The organism is Microvirga vignae, assembly GCF_001017175.1.
Taxonomy (GTDB): Bacteria; Pseudomonadota; Alphaproteobacteria; order Rhizobiales; family Beijerinckiaceae; genus Microvirga; species Microvirga vignae.
This window is the reverse complement of record NZ_LCYG01000063.1, coordinates 28,320-46,433: the sequence shown is the minus strand read 5'-3', so window position 1 is coordinate 46,433 and position 18,114 is coordinate 28,320. Positions and strand designations below refer to the sequence as shown.

13 protein-coding genes and 3 pseudogenes are annotated in these 18,114 nt (G+C 57.9%); 4 read left to right on the top strand and 12 right to left on the bottom strand.

Annotated elements, in window-relative coordinates; all coding sequences use genetic code 11:
- Positions 1 to 140 precede the first annotated feature (140 nt).
- Entirely contained in the window at positions 141 to 743 is a 603-nt protein-coding gene (locus tag AA309_RS23095) for a helix-turn-helix domain-containing protein (RefSeq protein ID WP_047191400.1), read from the top strand.
- Positions 744 to 758: 15 nt separating this feature from the next.
- On the opposite strand, the gene AA309_RS23090 is transcribed toward AA309_RS23095, so the two are convergent.
- The 7 genes from AA309_RS23090 to AA309_RS23055 all read right to left on the bottom strand — a co-directional run bounded on the left by AA309_RS23090 (position 759) and on the right by AA309_RS23055 (position 8,585).
- A protein-coding gene (locus AA309_RS23090; protein WP_244470461.1) for an IS5 family transposase occupies positions 759 to 1,570 on the bottom strand; the annotation gives its coding sequence in 2 pieces (ribosomal slippage) (positions 759 to 1,201 and positions 1,201 to 1,570; 813 coding nt in all).
- Between the two features lie 245 nt (positions 1,571 to 1,815).
- On the bottom strand, positions 1,816 to 2,814 hold the full coding sequence (locus AA309_RS23085) for a threonine/serine dehydratase family protein (protein WP_200902034.1): 999 nt from the start codon (positions 2,812 to 2,814) through the stop codon (positions 1,816 to 1,818).
- On the bottom strand, positions 2,814 to 3,806 hold the full coding sequence (locus tag AA309_RS23080; RefSeq protein ID WP_047191383.1) for an ornithine cyclodeaminase family protein: 993 nt from the start codon (positions 3,804 to 3,806) through the stop codon (positions 2,814 to 2,816). Before AA309_RS23080 ends, AA309_RS23085 begins: the two co-directional genes overlap by 1 nt.
- Before the next feature lie 809 nt (positions 3,807 to 4,615).
- Positions 4,616 to 5,098 carry a GNAT family N-acetyltransferase gene (locus AA309_RS23070; protein ID WP_047191381.1) on the bottom strand — a complete coding sequence of 161 codons (483 nt, stop codon included), beginning with the start codon at positions 5,096 to 5,098 and terminating at the stop codon, positions 4,616 to 4,618.
- Between the two features lie 186 nt (positions 5,099 to 5,284).
- Positions 5,285 to 6,613, bottom strand: a complete 1,329-nt coding sequence (locus AA309_RS23065) for an aspartate aminotransferase family protein (protein WP_047191380.1) — start codon at positions 6,611 to 6,613, stop codon at positions 5,285 to 5,287.
- 317 nt (positions 6,614 to 6,930) lie between these two features.
- Positions 6,931 to 7,863 (bottom strand): phosphotransferase enzyme family protein, encoded by a 933-nt coding sequence (locus AA309_RS23060; protein WP_244470460.1) that lies wholly within the window; start codon positions 7,861 to 7,863, stop codon positions 6,931 to 6,933.
- A gap of 53 nt (positions 7,864 to 7,916) precedes the next feature.
- Positions 7,917 to 8,585 (bottom strand): haloacid dehalogenase type II, encoded by a 669-nt coding sequence (locus tag AA309_RS23055; RefSeq protein ID WP_047191379.1) that lies wholly within the window; start codon positions 8,583 to 8,585, stop codon positions 7,917 to 7,919.
- A 281-nt stretch (positions 8,586 to 8,866) separates the two neighbouring features.
- Between AA309_RS23055 and AA309_RS23050 the strand changes: the two genes are divergently transcribed.
- On the top strand, positions 8,867 to 9,565 hold the full coding sequence (locus tag AA309_RS23050) for an IS6 family transposase (protein WP_047191378.1): 699 nt from the start codon (positions 8,867 to 8,869) through the stop codon (positions 9,563 to 9,565).
- Between the two features lie 146 nt (positions 9,566 to 9,711).
- Here the strand turns inward: AA309_RS23050 and AA309_RS23045 are convergent.
- A pseudogene (locus tag AA309_RS23045) lies at positions 9,712 to 10,081 on the bottom strand (SDR family NAD(P)-dependent oxidoreductase); the annotation flags it as partial.
- Positions 10,082 to 10,657: 576 nt separating this feature from the next.
- Between AA309_RS23045 and AA309_RS23040 the strand changes: the two are divergent.
- Positions 10,658 to 11,536: a GNAT family N-acetyltransferase gene (locus tag AA309_RS23040; RefSeq protein ID WP_047191376.1), complete on the top strand. Its 879-nt coding sequence runs from the start codon at positions 10,658 to 10,660 to the stop codon at positions 11,534 to 11,536.
- Between the two features lie 498 nt (positions 11,537 to 12,034).
- Here the strand turns inward: AA309_RS23040 and AA309_RS23035 are convergent.
- A pseudogene (locus tag AA309_RS23035) lies at positions 12,035 to 13,341 on the bottom strand (NAD(P)/FAD-dependent oxidoreductase).
- A 403-nt stretch (positions 13,342 to 13,744) separates the two neighbouring features.
- Between AA309_RS23035 and aspA the strand changes: the two are divergent.
- Complete coding sequence (aspA, locus tag AA309_RS23030; RefSeq protein ID WP_047191375.1) at positions 13,745 to 15,196, top strand: aspartate ammonia-lyase; 1,452 nt, start codon at positions 13,745 to 13,747, stop codon at positions 15,194 to 15,196.
- Positions 15,197 to 15,670: 474 nt separating this feature from the next.
- Here the strand turns inward: aspA and AA309_RS36765 are convergent.
- The 3 genes and pseudogenes from AA309_RS36765 to AA309_RS37490 form a co-directional block, all read right to left on the bottom strand.
- Positions 15,671 to 15,886: pseudogene (locus tag AA309_RS36765) on the bottom strand (IS6 family transposase); the annotation flags it as partial.
- 223 nt (positions 15,887 to 16,109) lie between these two features.
- Positions 16,110 to 17,417, bottom strand: a complete 1,308-nt coding sequence (locus tag AA309_RS23025; RefSeq protein WP_047191374.1) for an NAD(P)/FAD-dependent oxidoreductase — start codon at positions 17,415 to 17,417, stop codon at positions 16,110 to 16,112.
- Between the two features lie 67 nt (positions 17,418 to 17,484).
- On the bottom strand, positions 17,485 to 17,880 hold the full coding sequence (locus tag AA309_RS37490; protein WP_150117709.1) for a PEP/pyruvate-binding domain-containing protein: 396 nt from the start codon (positions 17,878 to 17,880) through the stop codon (positions 17,485 to 17,487).
- Positions 17,881 to 18,114: the final 234 nt, after the last annotated feature.

The window sequence follows — 18,114 nt, the reverse complement described above, 5'->3', positions numbered from 1 at the left end:
AGACGTTGCGACTGAAGCGCGCCTGATTATCATCAGCTTGAATTTTGTGGGTGCTCTGTTATTTCAGAATGTGCCGCTTTGTGCTATTGCCCTGCAACAGGGACTCCGACGACGCATGGTTTGAGAAGATGCAGAACACGATGTCACTCGTGCCGACCGATGACAATGATGACCCGTTCCCATTGGCGGAATTTGGCGCTCGGCTTCGTCAGCTCCGTGCAATGAAGAAGCTTTCTTTGGCGGAGCTTTCACAGGTGTCGAAAGTCTCTGTTGCTATGCTTAGTCACATTGAGCGCGGCCAAGCTACTCCCTCTCTGAATACATTGGGGCGGATCAGTCGTGCACTTGGAGTAGAGCTTGGCGATCTCTTTCAGAAGTTCGGTTCAGGGCACGATATAGGTTCTTCGACCATTGTCCGCAGAGCCGACAGAATTCAGATGGAGTTCAAGAATATCGGGCTGATTAAGGAACTGCTATCCCCAGTGCGCACGTCTGACCTGGAATTGCTGATGTTGATCTTAAGCCCAGAGGGAAACTCGGGCTCGGAGCCCTGGATGCGCAATGGAGAGAAAGCTGGCGTTGTAGTAAGTGGTCGCTTCGAACTGACAGTTGGGACAAGTACGTTTGAGCTTGAACCTGGCGATAGTTTCCAGTTTGATGGAGCTATCCCACATTCTTTTAGGAATCTGTCTACCTCGAAGACGGAAGTGCTTTGGATTATAAAGTCTGAGGCAATTGCGTAAGAGTCCGTCCCGTAGTCATGAGTGCCGTCCCAATCGGCGGACGAGGAGCATGACGGAAGCGGCATAGAGGAAGGCCCGGGCTGACGTGAGCGTCGCCTCCGGATCCTTCCAGAGCCGTCGGTTGCGGCTGATCCACGCGAAGAACCGTTCAACCACCCAGCGGCGAGGATGCACCGTAAACCCCACCTGATCCGGCGGCTTTTTGACGATCTTGATGCGGTTCGAGATCGCCTGGGCGGGAGCCTCTCCGGCATAACCGCTATCGGCGAAGGCTTTGTCGATGAATGGGAACGAGCCCCGCGACAGGCGCAGGACCACCGGCGCGCCATCGCGGTCCTGCACATCAGCAGGCTGCGGCTCCAGGATCAGCCCGCGCCCGTCGGTGTCGACCATCACCTGGCGCTTGCGGCCCTTGACCTTCTGGCCCGCCTTATAGCCTCTGAGGCCGCCGCTCTGGGTGTCTTCACACTCGGGCTGTCGAGCACGGCAGTTGTGGGCGAGGCTTCCCGCCCAACCCGCTCGCGATCCGCCATGACCAGCAGATGGTTGATGGCCTCAAGCAGGCCGGTGTCACGCCACAGGCTGAACCGGCGGAAGACGGTGCTCCTGGGCGGCGAATCGGCGGTCAACAGCCGCCAGGCGATGCCGCCGCGCAGGACGTAGAAGATCGCGTTCAGGATCTCCCGGGCGGGCCAGAGCCAGGGGCGTCCGCGGGCGTGGGGCTCAGGCAGAAGTGGCTCGATCAGAGCCCATTCGGCATCGGTCAAATCGGTGTCGTAACGCAACTCGTCGCGGCTATACTGCCGCCGAGTGGCCGGGGTCCACATCGCGGTTCCAAGTCAGGCTTCAGCACCCTCTTGGAAGCACGCCATCCTCGACCACTCAACCCTTTTCGGGACGGGCTCTTAGCATTTCGCGATAGCCCACGAACATCTCGCATGTCGTATTCTCCGGGTCCTTTCTCGCCATCCTTCGCGCCACGCTTTATTCAGCGCGGTTAATAATCTCCTGACGAATACTTTATCGAAATGCTTTCACAAACGGGTTCAACTTTTTTATTCGTAGGGAACTTTCAAATCCGTTCTGGAAAAGCTTGCTCGGCAACATTGTATATCTCAGCAAGGTCGCATAAGTCCCAGTTCCCTCCAGTTAACACCGCGCAAACTTCCTCATCCGGTTTGACTTTTATAGAGCCGGCCAACAAAGCTCCAATACCAATCGAGGCGGCCGGTTCAGCGATCAATTTCGCATCCTTGGCAAGGGTACGCATACCCGCGATAATGTGCTCGTCTTCAACGAGAACGATCTCGTCCACATACTTTTCGATAATCGGATATGGGTTTTGACCCGGAACGCTTATCCTCAGGCCATCCGCAATCGTGTTCTTCAAGGGAAGCGATGTGCGCTCCTTGCTTATCCGGCTGTGAAAATACTTCGGTGTCAAGGCAGGCTCTGCGCCTATAACGCGCACTGATGGTTTCGTTTCTTTGATAGCGGTAGCGATTCCTGAGATAAGGCCTCCGCCGCCTACGGGAACAATGACCGTGTCCACATCGTCTAGGTCCTCCAGTATTTCACACCCGATCGTTCCTTGACCGGCCATCACGATGGGGTCCTCAAAAGCGTGAACAGCCGCGTATTTGTTTTCTTCGGCGATTTCGTGCACCCTTTTCCATCTGGCAGCGGTGTCGCCATCGAAAAGAATGACTTCTGCCCCGAGGGCTTTTGTGTTTTCGATTTTGATTTTTGGTGTGGTGACCGGAAGAACCAATATCGCTTTCACGCCGAGCATTCTGGCGGCGTAAGCAAGCCCCTGGGCATGATTGCCCGACGACGTCGCAATGATGCCGTTTGCGATCTCTTCTCTTGGGAGCGAAAGGGCCTTGTTCAGGGCACCGCGAATTTTAAAGGCGCCAGTAATCTGCAGGGTTTCAGGTTTGAGATATAGCTGACAACCAACGGCTTTCTCTATTTTTTCTGCACGCAATAACGGCGTATGTCTGATGTGCGGTTTCAGCCGTTCCTGAGCTTCACGGATGTCCTGAATGGTGGGGTAGTTGCGCATAGTCATTACTCAAAAAACTGAAAGAAAGTACCGACGTTATTGGCTATTGCGTTCTGATAGATTTTGCTGGCTGTCGTATTGTCTTGTATGGCCATACCCGTGGAATCGAAAATCGTGATTTCGTCATCACTTTCTCGTCCCGGCTTCCTTCCCAACAATACCTCGCCGATTTCGCCATGGATGTCGTCTTTGGCAATGATACTTTTATTCAGCGGGTGCCAGGTCTCGCCCTTTTCTGTGCATTGCGTGATCGAGTCGACGATGATTTTCGCGTTCCTGAAGAGCTCCGGATCCAGCTCCTGTTTGCCACGTTGATCTGTGCCGATTGCAACGATGTGTGTGCCGGGCTTCACCCAATCCGCTTCCACAAGCTCCCCTTTTCCCCGGGTCGTCGTAATCAAGATATCGGCCTGCTCAACCGCTTCCTTCTTAGAGCTTGCGACGATGACAGGAATGCCGAATTCGCGTTCGATGTCCGTCTTGTATTTGGAAAGCGTATCCGGGGTGGGGCTCCAAGCGTGGATCTCTCCGATCTTCATGACCTCGTTGATCGCCCGGATTTGCATTCTCGCCTGATTGCCTGTGCCGATCGATGCGATTGTCCTGGCGTTTTTTCGCGCCAGTGCTTTGACGGAAACGGCTCCAGACGCCCCGGTTCTAAGGCCGGTGATCAAGCTTCCATCCATGATGCAGATCAACGCACAGCTCCTGGCATCAAACACGAGAATGGTGCCCATGCTATTCGGCACGCCGTGTTCTGCCGGGTTGTTGGCGAACCCTCCAGAGTGCGCTTTCATAGAGATGATTTCATTGACTTTGCAATAGCCAAGCTTGAAGTCAATTTCTCCACGGAGAGAGGGGAGATGTATCCCGATATAGTCAGGTTGTTCCACCTGATCACTGCTGAAGGCTTTGTAAGCCTCCTCCACCGCGCCGATGACTTCCGTCATACCGATTAGCCGTCCTACTTCATCCTTCTTAAGCAGCAGCGTTTTCATTAATAATACCTACCCGTTTTGAAGTCGGGGCCTACGCCACACGTCCGCATCCGGAGCGTGACACTTTTGCCATCGGCTCGCCTGGTGCTGGCTGGTCCACGTGCAAGCACTGTCGCACCGGGTACGCAGCACAAAATGTCGAATGAGCCCTGCATACCCAATTTCCGATGGCTTTCTCCCCCGATCTGCGAAAGCTCCTGCTAAGACCCTCTGGCCAACATCCGGCCGTCGCATTGAAACGCTGCATCTCCGCGAGCAAGGTATTCGCGCGGTCCACTATGTCGGCCTGGATTTCATATGACTGGACCATGCGCATGACCTTCAGCATCCGGGAAACGGCCTGCCGATAGTCGGCCGCTCGCAGTGCAACGCGGCAATGACTGGCCAGACCCGGCGAGATGCCGCTCTGCGCACCGAATCTTTTCTGAAACCAGTATCGCCCGTCTTTCTTGATGATGTAAGCAGCCTCTGCCATGAGGGTAAAATCCTCGTCGTTGGACGGTGTCACATTGCGGTGACACGTGTCCGGCGAATGGCCTACCAATTGCTGGCAAACGTCAGGATTTCCGAGCTTTGTCGGGGGTGGTACGAATTGATAGCGGAGGACCGATACCGTCGATCCCCACACCTACCGGAAATACGCTACAAGTTCCGATTGTTTTCTCGGCTTCTGGCGGTGTAGGTATGCTTGCGGCATAACCTGTTTGGGGCCGCATGCGGTCTGTCCGGTTTTGGCCGAGTTTAATAGACGGGGCCGTCCAGTTGGACACTGCAGCATCGTCATCCAACGTCGCGAACGCCAACTTCGTCTATAGCGCTTGATACATAACGAAGGCGTCAACATAGCCATGTGTCGGGTGCCTGAACGCGCCGGGCAACGTGCCCACAACTTCAAAACCCATTTTCTGCCATAGCGAAATGGCGCGCTGGTTGGTGCTCACCACGAAGTTGAACTGCATTGCCCGATACCCGTTGGCGCGGGCGGTTACCATTGAGTGTTCGCACATACGGCGTGCGACGCCTCTACCCGTCGCATCAGGTGCTGTGACGTATCCACAGTTGCAAACATGCCGACCACCGCCATCCTGATTGGGACGCATGTAGTAGGTGCCGAGGATGGCGCCCGCTTCCTCGGCAACGAAGACTTCCTTGTCTGCTCCCATCCAGTAGGCAAGAGCCTCTGCCCGGCTCAGGTTACGATCAATCGTATAGGTTTCTCCCGCTCGGATCATGGGCTCGATGATCGACCAGACGGCGGGAGTGTCAGCAGATGAGGCGGGGCGAATATGCATGGCGGCATGATTAGCATTTGCAGCAGGTGCTGAAAAGCGGATCATAGTGTCTTATCCCTGGTCAAACTTTCGCGGCCGAGATGCTCGGCCATTCGATCCAAGACCGACACCGCCAATCTCCTTCCTAGTGCATGCATTCGGCCGGTACTCGACTCAGGCCCGGCCACCTGCTCGTAGGTACGCGGTCTAGCCTGCGACCTTGATGAGCGCGCGCTTCATGGATGCAAGGAAGAGGTCAACATGCTCGGCTTGGCAAACGAGCGGAGGGCGCACTTTAAGTGTATCCTCATTGGCCCCTGTCGTGCTGATAAGTACGCCGTCATCCCGCATTGCGTTGACCACATCCAAAGCCATCGCACGCCAGCCTGCCGCCGGTGTGCCCTCAGGCCCCATGTCGACGCCAAAGAAAAGACCGGCGTTTCGGATTGCACGAACTTCATAATGCTGCTTTGCGATCTCCTCCAGCCCGGCTCGGAGGCGCTGGCTCACGGCAAGCGCTTTTTGGGGGATTTGGTCACGCTGCAAGATCGTTAGCACGGCGTCCGCGGTCGCTATTCCAACTGTGTTTCCGGCGAACGTGTTCGAGTAGCGAGAGGTGGCACCGAACTGCTCCATCGGGGCTCTGCGACCAACGACAGCGCCAATTGGAAATCCGTTGCCCATCGGCTTGCCGAGGGTAACAAGATCCGGAACGATCCCGTGCCGCTCGAAGCCCCACATATAAGCGCCAGTTCGCCCAAAGCCCGGTTGAACTTCGTCGGCAATGACGAGGCCACCTGCCTCCCGCACCGCTGCAGCTCCGCTGGCAATGAAGCCAGGAGGGTCTACCCATACACCATCGCTGGAAAAAATACTGTCGATGAGCAGGGCCGCAATGCCCATGCCACGACGGTTCAGATCCATAATGGCTGAACGAATCTGTGCCTCGAAGAAGTCCGCAGCCTGGGCTTCCGGCACGCCCGCCGGGCCGGGTAGGGATACCATGCGCACGAATGGGCTGAGCTTGACTGCGTCGCCCAAGTTCGGCGAAACCGCGGCGGCAGCCGCACTCGTGCCGTGATACGCATAGGAGGAAACGATCACGCCTTCGTTGCCGCTCATAAATCGCGCGATACGCAGGGCCAGATCGTTGGACTCACTCCCCGTGCAAGTAAAAACTACCCGGTCGAGCTCGTTTGGGAAAGTATCGACCAACCGCTCGGCATAGTCGACAAGTTTTGGCTCGAGATAGCGCGTGTTGGCGCTTATTCGGCCCGCCTGCTCAGCCATTGCGGCGTTTACTTCCGGGTGGCAATGGCCGAGAGACGGCACGTTATTATAGAAGTCAAGATAGGCCCGCCCGTCAGGATCGTAGAGCCACATGCCTTCGCCGCGCACGAAGTGCACGGGCCGGCGGTACTGGAGCCGATAAGAGGCCCCCAGAACTGCGTCACGGCGAGCAATTAGCTCGGACTCGCGCCTGGGAAGGTCGGATTCGCCGGGTCTGTAGCGATTAGGCATGAGATCTGTGGACATGTGCTGCTGCCTATCTGAAAGAGTACCTTGGTGAATTCACGATTCTGGCAACCGTGCCGGTCGAGCGAACCGAAATGGCGTTACGGCAATGTCGTCGTCCTTACCGCCAAGACTGTCGCCTCGCCCGATGCGACACCAACTGGCGCCAGGATAGAAAGGCCGTGCTCGGCACGCGCAACGTTCTTTTTGATGTACTGGGCGTCGGCCGGAAAAAGGTGGGAGCGCCAGTAATTGACCAAGATCAATGCGCTTTGTCGCGCCCGCATCAGTCCGACGAGCAGTCTTGCTTCCAGCGTCGAAAGTGCAATGACAGAGGCCTAGCCGGCGATAGGATGTTCGGCCCCACCTAGAGGAAGGGTCGAATCCGTTGCGACGTGACTTGCTGCGATCGCAAGATCCTGGATCCTAGGGCTCCAGCAGCCATCGCCAAAATCGATGAAACCCATTCCCTGGCCAGTCACCATCATATTGAATGGGCTGGGATCATTATGAGTGACCTGCCACGCCACATTCGAGATTTGTGGCTCAACAAACTCCGCATACTCTGCCATCGCGACGCGAACGCTATCGGCAATGCTCCCGGATGGCAGGTATTGCTCTAGTTCCATCAACCGCGACCAGCACCCGACATGCCAAAGAACGGGGCGGTGGGCCGCAGGCACATTGACCTGCTCAAGGGCTAAGTTCAGCCGGGCGAGAGCGCTGCCAGTTCGAAAAAGCAGGTCTGGAGTGGACATCGCCCGGTGCAGCGGAATGCCCTCAATCCGGGTCTGCAAGTACCCGCATACCCCCTCTTGCTCAAACATCAATGCGCCGCTGCTCGTGCGGAGCACTTCGGGTGCAACGAAGCCGGCGGCCCCTTGTAATCCCGCCATGGCGGCGGTTTGGAAACGAAAGCTGTCGATCGCCTCCGGTCTTGTCGACGTCTTCAGGATTAGTTGGCGGCCGTCCGACAGGTTGACCTCATCAGTGCGCTCGACCTCGGAGGATAATGTCGTGATCGATCCCGCCAATCCGTAGTGGCGCTTTAGCAGTGCCGCCGACATGTCCGGTTCGGAGGAGCCCGGCCGCATCGCCAGGATTGCGGCGGCAGCGCGAAAATAGGCTTCGGTTGAGGCTGCCGCGCAGGGCAGATGGTCGCGCCCCGCAGCCATAGAGCTATTGCGCTGACCTGCTTCTTTATCGGGGACCAGATCAATACAAGCACCCAATTCGAAAGATCCTCGCCTGTTGGAGATGGTGTCCTTCATGCTGCAAAAGGTGGAGCGCTCCAGCCATGAAGCCCCGCGCCCCATTCGCGCCCTCAGAGCCCGAAAACGCCGGGTAGCTGCGTCACATCGCGGATTTCGGTGTACTCGTAATAGGGGTTGGCGGGCTCATGGCCGCGATTAACCCAGACCTTGCTCTTGATGCCTAGATCATAGGCAGACATCAGGTCGTGGCGGAAAGACGAGGAAACGTGAGTTATGTCCTCTGGGCCGCATCCCAACATGTCGAACATATACTCGAACGCCTTGAAGTGCGGCTTATAAGCCCCCGCCTGTTCAGCGGTGTAGACGGCATGAAATGGCGCGCCGAGCTTTGCCACGTTCGACGGAATTTGGGCCATCATGGAGTTCGAAAGGATAACCAGCGGAATTTCCTTGGCTAGCTTAGCCAAACCCTCAGGGACGTCCGGATGCGGTCCCCAGGTCGGGATGCGGTTGTAGATCGCTTCAGCGTCTTCGGCACGGAATGCGACGTTGTTGCGGCGGCAGGTGCGCTCCAATGCGTTGTGAACGACATCGGCATAGGGCTTCCAGTCCTGCAACACCTCATCGATGCGGTAGGCTTGGAAGTTTCTGATGAATTCGTCCATGCGCGGCCCATCCAGAAGATGACCGAACAGATCCCGAGCGGCTTCCGCCATTTGGAAATTGATCAGCGTGCCATGGCAATCAAAAGTCACGTATTTCGGCCGGAAGCGATCCATGTCCTTGGTTCCTGTCAATCTGCCTTATTAGTCAAACATAGCTGCAGGCGTTTGGCAGAATGTGCCGAAATGCAAGGTCATTCAGCGGAAGGCCCTCCGGTCTACCGCAAACCTAGCAAGACCTTCCGCAGTACGGTTTCTTTCGCCCCTCCTGAGCCGAAACCGACCTGTACCGCTCGGGCTGTGTGCTGAGCCGAGCCGATAGATCAGGGGTTCCGTCGCAAACATTTTGTTTCAGAGTTTCAGCTACGGTGGCCATGGTCACAGCAGCGGAGACACGGATGTTCAAGAGCAGACATTTCGATCGCACGGTAATCCTGCTCTGCGTCCGGTGGTACTTGGCTTACAATCTGAGCCTGCGAAATCTTGAGGAGATGATGGCCGAGCGCGGCATCAAGGTCGATCACGCGATCATTCACAGGTGGATTGTCCGCTACTCGCATGAACTTCTGAACCGCATCAACTCATGCAAGCGAGCCGTCAACGCCAAGTGGCACGTTGACGAAACTTACATCAAGGTCCGAGGCGAATGGAAATATCTCTATCGAGCCATCGACAGCAATGGCGATACGGTCGAATTCTGGTTCAGTGCCCGGCGAAACCTCACTGCGGCCAAACGATTTCTGCGCAAGGCACTCAAGCGGCATGGCCGACCCGAGAGGATCGTGATTGACGGCAGCCAGACCAACCGGGAAGTGGTCCTATTGTGTGATACCGCAGACCGGCTTCAGGATCGGTCGCGACGCGAGCTGAAGCCAATCCAGATCCGGCAAAGTGCCTACCTGAACAATCGCATCGAACAGGATCATCGGGCCATCAAGAGGCGGGTGCGGTCGATGCTGGGCTTCCAGTCCATGGCCTCTGCCCGTGTGATCCTCGGCGGGATCGAGATGATCCATATGATGCGCAAGCAGCAGGCGAAGTATGCCTGTAATGCACAACCGTCACTCGCGGAGCAGTTCGACCTGCTCGCTGCATGAGCGCGGTACAAAATACCTGCTTCTTTCTCGTCCCTGCCCCAGATTTGCGACGGAACCCACGGAAGGTCGTTCTGGTCTTGAAAAGGACAGACGCACCATTCTGCTGAAGACGGGCGGAATACGGCACATTCTGCTTTCTCCTACGTCAAGGCCTTGGCGAAGCCAATCACGCCAGCCTTCGCGGCGAAATAGTTCGCCTGTCCCATCTAGCCCTTCTGACCGTTGATCGAACGACATCTTGTGGAACACGCCGTCGCAGGTGATGCCCGCATTGTTGACGAGGATGTCGACCGGGCCGAGCTCGGCTTCGACGGCTCGAATGCCGCTCTCGCAGGAGGCCGCATCGGAAATGTCGAACTTGAAGACCGGAATGCCCGTCTCCGTCTTGAACTGGTTGGCGGCTTCGTCATTGCCGCCGTAATTCGCGGCAACCTTGTAGCCTGCGTCTTTCAAGCCTTTTGAAATCGCAGCATCAATGCCGCGAGTTCCTCCGGTGACCAATACGATACGCGCCATGCTGTTTCCTCTCCGTGTTGTGCTGATGAGGTGTCCTACTGCGCCCGGACATAGCTGCCTGCCGCCTCTTCGATCGGCGTGAGCTTGCCCGCGCCAGTCCCGCGTACCTCGACCTGCTTGTGGTCCTGTCCCTCTATCCAGGCCTGCCAATGCGGCCACCAGGAACCAAGTGTTCGAGGCGTTCTACACGAACAAGCCCTAAGTATGGGCTTGGCCATCTGCCGGCGATCATCGAGGCACACAAAGGCTGGCTGTGGGCGAGCGCGAATGAGCCGCAGGGGGCCGTGTTTCAGTTCGCCCTGCTGGCAGAGCGAGAGGAGACCGCTCCCGTCGAGCCACTCTGCTTGCACAATTTGCCGGTTACCGACCGCCTAACCGCAGGCAGGAGTTTTCCCTGCCAAATAGCGCTGCACTTTGAGCGAAGATTTCGAAAAAATGCTGCTAATAAGTGAAACCTGCTGGCATTCCCGTGCGATGCTGTGACAAAAGATATCTGAAAGAGAATTGCAATCGGCAGCAGGATCAAGAACACTGCATGCCCGCAAACTTGGGCATCGGTGAAGGAACGAAAGCAAAATGCGAAAATCAGTGCGCCTGAAATCCTTCGAATTGGTCGCGCGGGATATTGTTGAAGTAGACGTGAACCTGCTTAGCTCGCTCTCAATCGCCGTTGGCTGGCCGCATCGGCCCAAGGATTGGGACTTATTGCGTCGCGCCGGCCACGGCATCGTCGCCGTTGACGGCATCGGACGCGTGTTCGGAAGCGCGATGTGGTTCCCGCACGGAGACGATTTCGCCACCATCGGCTTGGTGATCACAACACCCCGCACGCAAGCGCAAGGAACCGGCCGATGGCTCATGGAACAGGTGCTGGAGCGGTGCGGCAACCGCAATCTAAGCCTGAATTCGACCCATGCCGCTGATAATCTCTATGTTTCACTCGGCTTCGCGAAAGAAGCGACAGTATATCAGCGCCAGGGGGAGGTCGCACCGACGATTCCAGCGGTGCCAGCTCTGGACGGTGAACTGAGTGCGCTATCAAGCGACAAGCTTGAGGAGATCACGGCGCTGGATACGCGCGCATTTGGGACAAACCGCGAGAAGCTGCTTGCATTGCTTTCAGAAAACGCTGCAATTTGCACTCTAAGACGCGGTGGCGAAATCGTCGGCTATTCCATGTGTCGAGAGTTTGGTCGTGGCCATGTGATTGGCCCCATAGTCGCGAGGAATGATCATGACGCGATCCATCTCACGGCCGTGCATCTGAAGGGTTTGACAGGACGATTCGCCCGCGTCGACACGCGTGAGGAAGACGGCATATTTGCTGAGTTTCTCCAGCAGAGCCGCCTCACGGTTTCCGAGACTGTTACGACGATGTCCAAAGGACGCCCATTCCTGAATCGAGGAGACAATGAGCCGTGGGTTTATGGATTGGCCGGCCACGCGTTGGGCTGAATTTGAAAGCTCTTTCGAGAAGATCCTTTAAGAACCGGCCCGATGGAGCGATCTCCAGGCGAATCGGAACTGAGTGTCCCATGGCTTTCTCTGCTGTTTGATCGCGCCTCTCTCCATGAGGCCTGAACCGATATTTGGGCGCCTAAGGCTCCGGATTGACAAGCACGGGATGCGGAAGAAATGCCTGACAATATAGCGTGCGCAGCCAGCATCCACATTTCAAAAGACAGTCTGGACGTCTATGTCTTACTGAAAGGGATCGGGCGGTAGTTCAAAATGACGCCGAGCAGCTGCGTGCGTCATGCACTTTCTGGCACCGTACGCCCCAGCGGATGGTCTACGAGGCGACGGGTGCCCCTCACCAACTGCTCCGCTTAGGCAAAGGCGCTCATCGCGCTTGAGAACCGTCACTCCGAGATGCTGGCGTTTATCCCAGCGGGGCTGATCGCGACAGAGGGCGCGGCCAATCCCAGCCGAACGCATCGAGTTATTTGCCTGTCAGCGGCGGGCGCGCCACAGGGCGATGCGGTCCTGTATCCGATAGTCTTGAATGAGGGCCGGCATGAACTACGGATTGCCACGATAGAGCGGGACAAAGGCAGGTGGCCGGAAGTCGAAGGCGGTGCGCGCTTGCTCGCTGTGTCCCAACAACTTGTCAGCCGCATTTGTACCGATCCACGGTGCCCAGCCCACGCCCAAACCGCAAAAGCTGGTGGCATAGACCATGCCGTCCTTCTCGAAGATGCGGGGTAGCATGTCGCGGCTCATCGCCACATTGCCGAACCAGCTGTGCGAAAGGCGAATGTTCTCGAGCTCCGAGAAAAGGTTCACTGGTCCCTTGCGCAGAAAGAGCTTCGGCGCCGCCGGATCGCCTACGCGATAACTGTCACGCCCCTCGAGCAGAATACGTCTGTCATCGGGCGAGAGGCGGTAATAGAAACCCAGCTGACGATTCTCGATCATCATCAGCTTCGGCATCAGCCGCGGCATCACCTCAGGCTCGAGTTCCTCGGTGGCGATGATCCGGCTGCGAACCGGGACTAGTCGGCGGTGCAGGAAGGGAATGGCGCCATCAGTACAGCCGTCTGTGCAGACCAGGACCTGCCGCGCCTGCACCGTCCCGGCCGAAGTCACGACACGGAGCCCGTCGCCTTCCCTGTTGATCAAAGTTACGTACATCCGCGAATTGACCGGCAATCCCGAAGCGAGCGCCACTCGCAGGAGTTCAGCGTGGAACTTGACCGGGTGCAGCCCGCCGATGTCCATCCGGACCGTGCCGCCGCGATAGAAGTCTGTGCCGATATAGTTGCGCTGCTCGGCATGCGGAACGGCATGAGACCCGATCCCGAGTTTCTTCGCCAGTACCTCGGCGCTGCGCGCCATCGTTTCGTACTGGTCATAGCCGATTGCTCCTTTGAACGGGCCAACCAGCTAGAAGTCGCAGTCGAGCTTCTCGGTCTTGGTGAAGTCATAAAGGAGTTCGCGTGTGATCTTGCCCTCGGCCTCGATCGTCATCACCTTCTCTTCGCCGAAGCGCCGAGTGATCGTGGCGTAATCCGGCCGGATGCTTCCACTGGTAATTCCGCCGTTGCGTGTAGAACCCCCCTCGCCCGGGTTCATCGCGTCGAAGGCTGCAACCGAACGCCCCTCCCGCGCCAGCACCAGCCCGGCTGACAGCCAGCATAGTCCGCGCCCACGATCGCCACGTCGAGCTTCTTGGCCAGCGGCTGCTGCGGCAGCGGCTTGACGGGTGTCTCTTCCCACCAGTAAGGCGTGTTCTCGTCTGCAACTCTGGGCTCGTGCATGTGACTGACCTCTCGTTAGCTCCAGACCACAATGTCACCGCTCCACCGAGCAACGACAGACGGAGAAGCGGCGAGATGATGGAAGATCTCTTCGACTTTCATGGTTGCCCAGCCGAAGGTTGGGACGGGTGCGTACTAAGACCGCTCTGATACCGCAACATGTGCCGAAATGCGTCCCGTCTTAGATGGAAAGTTCCGAATTTAAGTGCCAGTGAGGCGCATCCTATAGCGTGAATCTCGGATACTGATCTCCAACGGTACAATGCGGCCTGGTGGCCTCCGACACCGTGATACCGGGTTGCTCGGCGCTTCATTGACAGCTGAGATGGCACTGCCATCAGGCATCTGCGCACTGGCCACCCAGCCAATCAGATGAATAGCAAAAGGCCATAGAGGTCCTGCGATGCTGACCCATTCCATCCGCCTCCCGACTGATCACGGCCTCACACGGATCGAGCACGACCTGCTGGGAGATCTGGCGGTTCCTGCCAGCGCCTATTACGGCGTGCAGACGGCGCGCGCCCTGGACAACTTCCAGATCACCGGCATTCCACTCTCCCATTTCCCCAACTTCGTGCGCGCGCTGGCGATGGTGAAGAAGGCAGCCGCTCGCGCCAATGGCAAGCTCGGCCTTCTCCCGGAAAGTTTGGAAGATGCGATTGCAGCGGCCTGCGACGAGGTGCTCGCCGGACAATGGCATGATCAGTTCGTCGTCGACATGATCCAGGGTGGTGCCGGCACCTCCACCAACATGAACGCCAACGAGGTGATCGCCAATCGCGCCTTGGAGCTGATGCGCTACGAAAAGGGGCGGTACGAACACCTGCATCCCAACAACCACGTCAACCTGTCGCAATCCACCAACGACGTCTATCCGACCGCCCTCCGGCTGGGCATTCTCCTGAGCTACGGCGAACTTACCGGGGCGATGGAGAACCTCTGCGCGGCCTTTCAGGCGAAGGGCGAGGCGTTCGCGCATATCATCAAGATGGGACGCACCCAGTTGCAGGATGCGGTCCCCATGACTCTTGGCCAGGAGTTTCGCGCCTTCGCGACCACCATGCGCGAAGATGTGGAGCGGGTGCAGGAGCTGGTTCGACTATTCCGGGAAGTCAATCTGGGAGCGACCGCCATCGGCACCGGCATCAATACGGATCCGGGTTATGCGCCACTTGTGGTTTCCGAACTCTCCGAGATCAGCGGCGAAACCCTGGTGCTGGCGGCAGACCTCATCGAAGCTACCTCGGATACCGGTGCCTTCGTCACCTTTTCGGGCGTCCTGAAGCGCATCGCGGTGAAGATATCCAAGATCTGCAACGATCTGCGCCTCCTCTCCAGCGGCCCACGTGCGGGATTGGGGGAAATCAATCTGCCGCCGGTGCAGCCGGGTTCTTCCATCATGCCAGGCAAGGTCAATCCGGTGATTCCGGAGATGGTCAACCAAGTAGCCTATCAGGTCATCGGCAACGATCTGACGGTTACTTTCGCGGCCGAAGCCGGGCAGTTGCAGCTCAATGCTTTCGAGCCGGTGATCGCTCTCAACATTCTCCAGTCCATGCGCATCATGACCCGTGCCATGACGGCGCTGACCGAGCGCTGCATCAAGGGCATTACCGCCAATGAGGACCGTTGCCGGTTGTTGGTCACCCACAGCATAGCACTCGTCACTGCGCTCAACCCCATCATCGGCTATCAGAACGCGACCCGCATCGCGCAAAAGGCGCAGTCCACGGGCCGTGGCGTTGCCGACCTCGTGTTGGAGGAGGGCTTGCTCAACCCCGCTGAACTCGCCGACATTCTGCGGCCGGAAAACATGACGCGGCCGCGCAGAATCGCACCCCTCCCGTCGAACTGACGGAAGACAATCATGCTCGTCAGCGCTCCGAAATCAAAGCCCATGAATACCGCATCGGGCTCACCGGTTCCGTCGAAAACTCGAAGGATAGGCATTTTTTAGCGCTGGTCCGCGTCATGGCGGTGGTTCCAAGCCATTGATTCTCGAGCAGCCAGTCCGTGCGGAGCAGCTGGGGCTGGTAAGTAAAAACCGAATTTGGGACAGAACCCAAGGTCTAGCGAGGGGATTATGAATACAGTTGGCAGTGACGCTTCGAGGAAGATCTACGACGTGCCGTCCGAGTGGACGCCCCGCGCCTATGTTCCTTGCGCCTCAGGCACAAAGGACGCTGCTCAGATTGATCCGCTTCATTCTTCTGACCCTATTGTGGAAGAGCCGTCGCGCTGATTCCGGAGAGAAGCGCGAGCCTGCGGGGCAGTCATGTTATGGAGCCAAACAGATCGTGAGTGCTTGACTGAACCCGGCCGAATAGAGAAGACCCTTGTGCCGTCCGTGCTCCACTCTCGGCATGACTTGCCGTCTGGCGGCTCCACATGAGGGAAGTTTAACAGTGATGATGCGCTTGGGTGCCATGCCTTGCTTCTTCATCAATCGGGTCCGCAGACGTTTGGCCGCCTTGGTGTTGTGGCTGCTCTCGACAAGCCCATCGAGCACGTATCCGTCCTGGCCGACGGCCCACTGAAGCCAATATGTGGAGGCTCAGGGGAAAGTGGAAAATAGAGCCAGACCGCGAGGCTGATCACCTTGGCAGAGAAACGGTGGCGAGCGGAGAGCGATGGGCGAGGCTTCTTCATACCGCCCCACTGCCAGCTTCCGCTCGCATCTCGTTAGTATGACGATGCCAGCGGATCACCGTTAAGGTCGGTCTCGAGATGAATGTTCGTCGTGACATCTGCTCGTTCTGATCTGGCCGTCAATGGAACTTGAGCCTGGGTCTAACAACTCGGTTCACGTGCCCGACCAGAATGAGAGCAATTCCCTTCAACCATCCGTGGACCCCGATCAGATGCATTCGGTAGAGTGACAGGTAAACGATACGAGCGATCCGCCCCTCAACCGCCATGCGGCCGCCTACCAGGTTGCCCATCAGACTGCCAATCGTCGAGTAACGGCTAAGAGACACGAGCGACCCACGATCGCGGTAGACGAATGCCTCCAGCGGCCTGTCGGCGATCAGGGAGAGAACGTTGCGATAGGCTGTCCGGGCCATCTGGTGAGCCGCCTGCGCGCGCGGCGGCACCGGCCGGTCAGAGTTGTCCGGCTTGCAGTAGCAACAATCACCAATGGCGAAGATGCGATCGTCCCGCGTGGTTTGGAGCGTTGGACGGACGACGAGCTGGCTGCTACGGGTCGTCTCTAGATCTGCAATGTCCTTCAGGACATCCGGTGCCCGCACACCAGCCGCCCAGACCTTCAGGTCAGCTCCGATCACCTCGCCGGTGCGGGTGCCCATGCCGGTCGAGGTGGCCTCTGTGATCGCGGTGTTGACGAGCACCCGTACCCCAAGCGCCTCCAGTTCCTTGTGGGCGGCCTCAGCCAAGTCCTCGGGCAGAGCGGAGAGGATCCGGGGACCGGCCTCGACCAGGGTCACGCGCAGGCGGCTCTCGTCAAAGACCTCCAGCCCGTAGTGTTTCAGCGCGGAGGCAGCATTGAAGAGCTCGGCGGCGAGCTCGACACCGGTGGCACCACCACCAACAATGGTGACATTGACATAGGCATCTGCGCCGGAATCCGTGGTCATCGTGCGCGATACGCGCAGACAATGGTTCAGCAATTTTTGCCGGAAGCGGTCCGCCTGCTCGCGGTTGTCCAGGAAGAGACAGTGCTCACGCACACCCGGGGTACCAAAGTCGTTGGACACGGCGCCGAGGCAGAGGATCAGGTAATCGTAGCGTATCCTGTGGCGACCGATAACCTCGGTGCCATCCTCATCCAAGATCGGAGCCACCACAACCTGTCGCGCCTCCCGGTCGATCGCCTCAAGGCTGCCCAAGAAGAAACGGTATCCCCATCGATGCCCGTGACTGCGATAGCCAACCTCGTCCAGGTTAGCATCGAGCGATCCGGCTGCGACCTCATGCAGGAGCGGTTTCCAGATGTGGGTTCGGTTTCGCTCGATGAGGATCACGTCGTAAGCATCCCGGCCCAGCTTGGCGCCAAGCCGCCGTACGAGCTCGAGCCCTCCGGCTCCGCCTCCTACGATAACGATTTGAGTTTTCATGGCCTTTCCGAACGGCCTCCGATTAGGTGGGCTGCAGTTGGTTGAGCTGATGACACATTATCTCATATTATTGGAACGCGGCTTGTCCGAAGCCGTCGCGCTCTAAAACAGTCGGCTGCAAGATAGGGCCATTTAGGCTTGGGCTCGCGACCTTGTTGCCAAGCGGTACGCGGTATGGCGAGCAGGACGCGTAATCGAGGCTCGCCTCCTGGCAGAAGTGGATGGACGCCGGATCACCGCCATGCTCGCCGCAGATCCCGAGTTTGATGTTCGGCCTCGTCTTCTTGCCGACATGGGTCAGTGCGTTCTCGACCTGGGACTTCAGCTCCTCGGGATAAGCGCGGCCATGATCGTAGTGATAGGTGCAGACTTCCGTCGTGATGGTGAAGCCCGGCGGGACCGGCAGGCCCAGGTTGGACATCTCGGCCAAGTTGGCCCCCTTGCCGCTTAGCAGGTTCTTCATCCCCGCCTGACCCTCGGGCTTACCGTCCCCGACCGTATAGACCCACTGGGCTGTTGTGCGGCTTTCCTGCCAGACTGCGAAATTCCGATCATCCACGACGGGTCTCCACGATATAGGGATGCTCCGATGAGCCAATCTGGAGCTGGCCACGACCTCCGATGCCCGAAACGGATTCTGGTAGGCCTGCTCGACAGCGCGACGTAACAGACCTATGCGGCCTGAAAGCGCCATTCA